We start from the raw sequence: 7910 nt of genomic DNA, 5'->3' as shown, positions 1-7910 counted from the left end.
AAATCATCGAGGATCCCGATATCACCGACCACAACCGCCGGATCATCCACCACCGCACGCAGAATCCGCAGCAACTGCTCCGCAAACGCCGCGACACGCAGGTCGTCGAACAGGTCGGTGGCATAGGTGATCGCGAAGTCCATGCCACCCGCGCCGGTGTCGGCACCGATCGATCCTGCGCCAATGCTGTCGGCGAAGGTGAACTGCAGGTCGAACTTTGCTGTGGGAGCTTCGTATTCGAGCGCCCTCGCGGTGATCCCGTCGAGTTCGAAATCCACTGCGCCCGTGTTCTGGAACGTCAGGGCCACCTGGAACAACGGATGCCGTGCCTGCGACCGCTCGGGATCGATGATCTCGACGAGCCGCTCGAACGGAACGTCGGCATGCGCGAAGGCGTCGAGGTCGGTCTCGCGAACCTTGGCGAGCAGTTCCTCGAACGGCGCATCGTTGTCGAACGTGGTGCGAAGCACCAGCGTGTTGACAAACATGCCGACCAGATCGTCGAGGGCTGCCTCGCCGCGACCGGCGATCGGCGTGCCGATTGCGATGTCGTCGGTGTCCGACAGCCTCGACAGCAGCACGCTGAGAGCGGCGTGAATCACCATGAACAACGACGTGTTGTACTCTCGCGCGAGCGTTTCCAGACGCGCGTGCAGCGTGGGTTCCATTCGGAAACTGCTGGTCCGGCCTTCACCGGAGGCCGTCTCGGGGCGCGACCGGTCGGACGGGAGGTCCAGCTGATCCGGGAGTCCCGCGAGCTGCGAGGCCCAATATCCGATCTGTTCCGAGAGCACCGATTCGGGATCGTCCTCGGATCCGAGCACTTCACGCTGCCACAGCGCGTAGTCGGCGTAGTGAACCGCGAGAGGAGACCAGGCCGGCGACTCGCCGCGTGTCTGCGACGCGTACGCAATCATGATGTCGCGCGCGAGCGGACGCAGCGAGAATCCGTCGGATGCGATGTGGTGTACCACAAGGAACAGCACGTGTTCGCGCGCGCTGAGCTCGAACAGCACCACCCGCATCGGAACCTCGGTGGTGATGTCGAATCCCATCGCGGTGAGCTGTTCGGCTCGCACGATGAGTGACGCCTCGTCGACGCTCTCGGTGGCCAGTTCCACCGGGTGCGAGGCGAGTACGGACTGATATCCCACACCGTCGACGTCCGGGTAGATCGTTCTGAGCGATTCGTGCCGTTCGACGACGTCGCCGAGTGCGGCGGTGAGTGCCTTCACGTCGAGGGCGCCCGTCAAGCGGACACCGACCGGGATGTTGTTCACCGCAGAGTCGGGGTCGAACCGGTTGAGGAACCACATGCGCTGCTGAGCGGGCGACAACGGCACTCGTTCCGGGCGGGGGCGAGGTGCGAGCTGCGGTCGGCTTCCGGCACCGGAGTCCTGCTCAGCACGCACCGCGAGCGCTTCGACGGTCGGGGCGTCGAAGAGTGCTCGCACGGGAATACGGGTCCCGAGGGCCTCACCGAGTCGTGCGACGACCTGGGTTGCGACGAGCGAGTTGCCTCCGAGTGCGAAGAAGTCGTCGTCCCGGCCGACCCGTGGCACCCCGAGAACCTGCGCGAAGACTCCTGCGACGATCTCCTCCACCGGAGTACGCGGCGGCATGAATTCGCCGACCTCAAAGGTCGGAGCAGGCAACGAGTTTCGATCGATCTTCCCGCTGGTGTTGAGCGGGAAACGGTCGAGGACCACGATCGCCGACGGAACCATGTACGACGGCAGCGCCTGCGCAAGTTCGGCCTTCATATCGAGCGGGTCGAGGGTGGTCCCGGTTGTCAGCACCACGTACGCCACCAGTTGTGGGCCCGTGCCCGGGTCGTCGCGGACGATCGCAACGGACTGACGCACCCCGTTCACCTCGCCGAGTGCCGACTCGACTTCGCCGAGTTCGATCCGGAGACCACGCAGCTTGACCTGGTGATCGGTGCGGCCGAGGTATTCGAGCTCGAGCGTATCGATGTGTGCCGTGTCGGACCGGCCGGATGTCGCTCGGGTCCATTTGACGAGGTCGCCGGTACGGTACATGCGCGCACCGGTCGTCGAGCGCGGATCCGCGACGAATCGCTCCGCAGTCAGATCCGCTCGGCCCTGGTAGCCGCGGGCCAGCTGGGCACCCGTGAGATAGAGCTCTCCGGACACGCCAACAGGAACCGGGCGCAGCCGCGGGTCGAGCACGAGCACATCGGTGTTCCACACGGGGCGGCCGATCGGCACGACCCGATCGTCGTCCGCCGCTGCGGTCCGGTACACGGTCTGCACCGTCGCTTCGGTCGGCCCGTACACGTTGTGCACGGGCGCATCACCGAGCGCCGCGAACCGGGCCGAGCTGCCCGCAGAGAGCGCCTCGCCACCGCAGAACACGTGGGTGAGCGACGCCGCCGCTACCGTGTCGAGGTGCTCGAGGACCGCATCGAACACCGTCGGGACGAACTGCACCACGGTGGTGGCGGTGTGTCCGATCTCTGCTGCCAGGCGAGCGGGATCGCGGTGGAGATCCGGGGACCCCACGACGATGGACGCACCGGTCTGCAGCGGCAGGAAGATTTCCCATACAGAGGCGTCGAACGTCACAGGGGTCTTGAGCAGGACTGCGTCCGACTCCGTGAACGCGAATCGGTCCTGCATCCACAACATCTGGTTGACCACGGAGCCGTGGGTCACGCCGACGCCCTTGGGGCGGCCGGTCGAACCCGACGTGTACAACACGTACGCGAGGTGCTCGGTGTGCAGCGGTGCGGTGCGGTCTGCGTCGGTGAGCGGCCCGTCGTCGAACCCGGAGAGGTCGAGTGCATCGATATCGCACGTGGTGACCGAGGTCGCGCCGCGCGGCGATGCGGTCGACCCTGCAGTGAGGAGCAGCGACGGCCCTGCGGTGAGGAGCAGCGACGGCGCTGCGGATTCGAGGATGAACTCGATGCGTTCGGCGGGCTGGTCGGGATCGACCGGCACGTATGCGCCGCCCGCGGCGATCACCGCATGAATCGCGACGACCATGTCGGTGGAACGGCTCAGTGCAACACCCACGCGAGTGTCGGGTCCGACGCCGCGGTCGATGAGGTACCGGGCGAGGCGGTTGACGTCGCGTCCGAACTCCCGGTACGTCCGCGGGGCGCCGAGAGCGTCGGTGCCCGGGATCAGTGCGGGCGCGTCCGGGGTGCGTGCCACCTGCCGGTCCAGCAGGACGGGCACCGTGATTGCGGGGTCGATGGGGTGCACGGGTCCGCGGGAAGCCGATTCGACCGCGGCGAGTTCGGCGCCGGTGAGCAGCGGAAGGTCGCCGACCGGTAGTGCGGGTGTGCTCGTGACCGTCTCGAGCAACGACACGAAACGCTCACTCATGCCGACGATGGTCGATGCATCGAATAAATCTGTGGCGTAGGAGAATTCGACTGAGTATCCGCCGTCCCCAGCGCCGTCGAGCGGTACGTCGAGAACCGTCACCACGAGATCGAACTTCGACATACCGCTGTCGAGCGGAATGTTGGACACGGTCATGCCCGGCAGTTCGAGCGACACCTGGCCGACGTTCTGGAATGCGAGCATCACCTGGAACAACGGGTTGTGCGATTGACTGCGGACGGGTGCGAGCACGTCGACGAGGCGTTCGAACGGGATCTCGGCGTGCGCGAAGGCACCGAGGTCGGATTCACGCACGTGGGCGAGCAGTTCGCCGAACGTCTGCGCGAAATCGACGTGCGTGCGCAGAACGAGGGTGTTGACGAACATTCCGATCAGGCCGTCGAGGGTGCGCTCACCACGACCGGCGACGGGGGTGCCGATCGTGATGTCGTCGGCCGCCCCGAGGCGTGCGAGCAGCACCGCGAGGGCGGCATGGACCACCATGAATTCTGTGGTGCGCGATTCGTGCGCGAGCCTGTCGATCGCGGCACGCAGGTCGGCACCGATCTCGAATCGGTGTACTGCGCCGGCGTTCGTGGCCACCGCTGGGCGGGGTCGGTCGGTGGGCAGCTCGAGGCTCGCGGGCACTCCGTCCAGCGCCTCGATCCAGTGCCGGATCTGTTGGGAGATCAACGAATCGGGATCGTCTTCGGATCCCAGCACGTCGCGCTGCCACAGCGTGTAGTCGGCGTACTGGACCTCGAGCGGTTCCCAGGCGGGATCGTCGCCGGTCGAGCGTGCCGCGTAGGCGATCATGATGTCGCGGGTGAGCGGGACCATCGAGAACCCGTCCGCGGCAATGTGGTGCAGGACCGCTACCAGCAGGTGCTCGTCGGGTGCGAGCTCGAGTAGGCAGACGGCGAGCGGAACTTCGCGCGCCACGTCGAACGCGGTGCCGGCGAGCTCGCGCAGCGCGTCCGGGACGTCCTTTTCTGACGTGGGGATGCTCTCGAGCGCGATCGCGACGTCGGCGGGAGCGAGGATCTTCTGGTATCCGTAGCCGTCGACGTCCGGGTAGATGGTGCGTAGCGATTCGTGCCGCGCGACGACGTCCCGCAGCGCCTCTTCGAGGGCTGCGACGTCGAGCTTGCCCGACAACTGCACCGCAACCGGAATGTTGTTGACCGCCGAGTCGGGATCGAAGCGGTTGAGGAACCACATCCGCTGCTGCGCGAGCGACAGCGGAATCCGTGCCGGACGATCCCGGGCGACAAGCGGGACCCGGTTCGCCTCGACCGAACTGGACTCGGCTGCCACGGCGAGCGACTCGACGGTCGACGCCTCGAAGATCATGCGCAGCGGTAGGCGGTGTCCGACAGCCTCACCGATCCGCGACACCACCTGTGTCGCGATCAGCGAGTTGCCGCCGAGGGCGAAGAAGTCGTCGTCGAGCCCGACCCGGTCGAGCCCGAGGACGTCGGCGATGACCGAGGCCACGATCTGTTCGACGGGTGTGGTCGGTGCCCGGAACTCCTTGACCTCGAACACCGGCTCCGGCAGAGCCTTGCGGTCGAGCTTGCCCGACGGGCTCAGCGGCAGCTGATCGAGTACGACGTACGCAGTGGGGACCATGTAGCCGGGCAGGCGGGTCGACAGGGCCCTCGAGATCGCACCGGTATCGAGCGTGGCCCCGGGCTGTGCGACGAGATACGCGACGAGCTGCTCGCCCGAACGCGGATCCGCGCGCACCAGCACAACAGCATGGGCGACGTCCCCCGGCTCGAGGATCTCGGCTTCGATCTCCCCCAGCTCGATCCGCAGTCCTCGCAACTTGACCTGGAAGTCGGTACGGCCGATGTACTCCAGCTCGCCGGAGCGCCGGCCCCATTTGACGAGGTCGCCGGTTCTGTAGAGCCGTTCCCCCGCTGCGAACGGAGAGGCGATGAACCGCTCGGCGGTGAGGTCCGGCCGGGTCACGTATCCCCGCGCCAACTGCACGCCCGACAGGTACAGCTCACCCGCAACCCCCACCGGGACGGGTCGGAGCCGGCCGTCGAGCACGTACACACCGGTGTTCCACACCGGCACACCGATCGGGACCGACGCGGAGTCGGCGCGGGTGACCTCGTGGTAGGTCACGTCGACCGCGGCCTCGGTCGGTCCGTACAGGTTGTGCAGGCGCACCTGGGGCAGTGCCGTGCGCAGCCGGTCCGAGACGGCAGCCGACAGCGCCTCACCGGAGGCGAACACGGCTCGCAGCGTCGACACGTCCTCGACGCCGGATGCTGCGACGAACACCGCGAGCATCGACGGCACGAAGTGGGCCACCGATATCGTGTTCTCGATCATCGTCCGCACCAGGTAATCCGGATCGCGGTGACCGTCGGGAATGGCGACGACGAGTCGGGCACCCACCTGCAGCGGCCAGAAGAACTCCCACACCGACACGTCGAACGTGAACGGCGTCTTCTGCAGGACGACGTCGTCGGCGGCGAGCCGGTACTGGTCCTGCATCCACACGAGCCGGTTCACGATCGATGCGTGCGAAACCGCAACACCCTTCGGACGACCCGTCGACCCCGACGTGAACAACACATACGCCGCATTCGACGACCGCAACGGCAACACACGATCCGCATCCACCACCGGCGCATCGGAGAACCCCGACACATCGAGCACATCGAGCTCCACCGAAAGCACACCCTGCGCAACAAACCCGTCACGCGCGGTCGTCAACACCACAGTCGGAGCAGCAACCTCGAGAATGTACCCATTACGATCCACCGGCTGATCCGGATCCAACGGCACATACGCACCACCGGCCCTGACGATCGCATACATCCCGACCAGCAGATCCAACGAACGACGCACCGCAAGACCCACCGTCGACTCCGGCCCCACACCCACCGAAATCAAATAACGCGCAACCCGATTCACACGAGAATCGAACTCCGCATACGTCAGCGAGCGCCCCTCGAACTCCACGGCCACCGCATCCGGCGTCCGACGCACCTGCGCCTCGAACAGATCGACCAACGTCAACGACGACTCGACCTCGTGCGCAGTATCGTTCCACCGCTCGAGCACCAGAGACCGCTCATCGGCATCGAGCAGATCGATATCACCCACAGGCACCGAGGGGTCCGCAACCACGGATTCGAGAATCTGCACGAACTTCGCTGCGATTGCCTTAACGCTCGACGCGTCGAAAAGGTCGGTCGAATAGGTGATCTCACCATTCATACCCCGGTGTCGATCGAACCCATCTTCGACCTCTGAGAGGGTGAAGTGCAGATCGAACTTGGCTATCTGCGTATCGATTGTCAGAGTATCGAGACTCAGAGCAGGCAAATCGATGCGGGTCGAGCCAAGGTTCTCGAACGACAGCATGACCTGGAACAGCGGATGACGCGCAGTCGAACGCGCCGGGTTGAGCACCTCGACGAGTCGTTCGAACGGCACATCTGCATGCCCGAACGCACCGAGTGCAGCCTCGCGAGCATGAGCAAGGTGCGCCGAGAACGGCAACGCAGGCTCCACCTCGGTCCGCAAAACCAGGGTGTTGACGAACATGCCGACGATATCGTCGAGGCCCGCATCTCCGCGGCCTGCGACCGGTGTCCCGATGGCCACATCATTTGAGCTCGAGAGTCGCGAAAGGAGCGCAGACAGCGCGGCATGCACAACCATGAACGTCGTTGCCCCATGCGCGCGTGCCGTTTCCTCGAGAGCCGCCTGCACATGCGCTGGTATGACGAAGGGCTCCTTGGCTCCTCGCAACGACAGGCGGTTCGGACGCGGTCTGTCGAACGGCAAGTCCAACTCATCCGGGAGATCGGCGAGAGCGGCACTCCAATAAGCGATCTGCCGTGATATCACCGAATCCGAGTCATCCTCGGAGCCGAGTACGTCGCGCTGCCACAGCGCGTAATCGATGTATTGGACAGGAAGGGGCATCCACGCGGGGCTTTCCCATTCCAGGCGAGCTGCATACGCAAGCATCACATCCCGGGCCAGCGGACCCATCGACCACCCATCGGCGGAAATGTGATGCACCACGAGTCCAAGTAGATGTTCGGTGGGACTCACTTCGAATAGCTCTGCACGGATCGGAACGTCCTGGGTGACGTCGAAGCCTGCGTTGGCCATCATATGGACGTGGTCTTCCAGTTGATCTTCAGTGATCCTCTGGGGATACAGGTTCGGTACGATCCGGGCCGCATCGACAACTACCTGCGACGGACCGTCGATTCCGTCCGGGTAAACCGTGCGAAGTGACTCGTGTCTGTCGATTACATCGAGAATCGCGATTTGTAGTGCCGCGATATCGAGTTCGCCGGTCAACCGCAACGCAAACGGAATATTATACGCCGTCGACTCCGGATCGAACCGATTCAAGAACCACATCCGCTGCTGCGCCAACGACAACGGCACCCGCACCGGACGCGACCGCGCCTCCAGCGGAACCCGGCCACCACGACCCGACTCCTGCTCCACCCGCGCCGCCAACGCCGACACCGTCGACGCCTCGAACAACGCCCGCACCGGAACCTG

At 65.3% G+C, this 7910-nt stretch carries 1 protein-coding gene; it reads right to left on the bottom strand.

Features of this window, described 5'->3' with window-relative positions; translation table 11 throughout:
• Positions 1 to 7910 (bottom strand): amino acid adenylation domain-containing protein (locus tag ACFWCF_RS26120; RefSeq protein WP_378567969.1); only part of this gene is annotated, 7910 nt, incomplete at both ends.

The organism is Rhodococcus sp. NPDC060090 (assembly GCF_042729855.1).
GTDB lineage: Bacteria > Actinomycetota > Actinomycetes > Mycobacteriales > Mycobacteriaceae > Rhodococcus.
The sequence above is the reverse complement of the archived record's forward strand: the minus strand, read 5'-3'. Positions and strand labels throughout refer to the sequence as shown.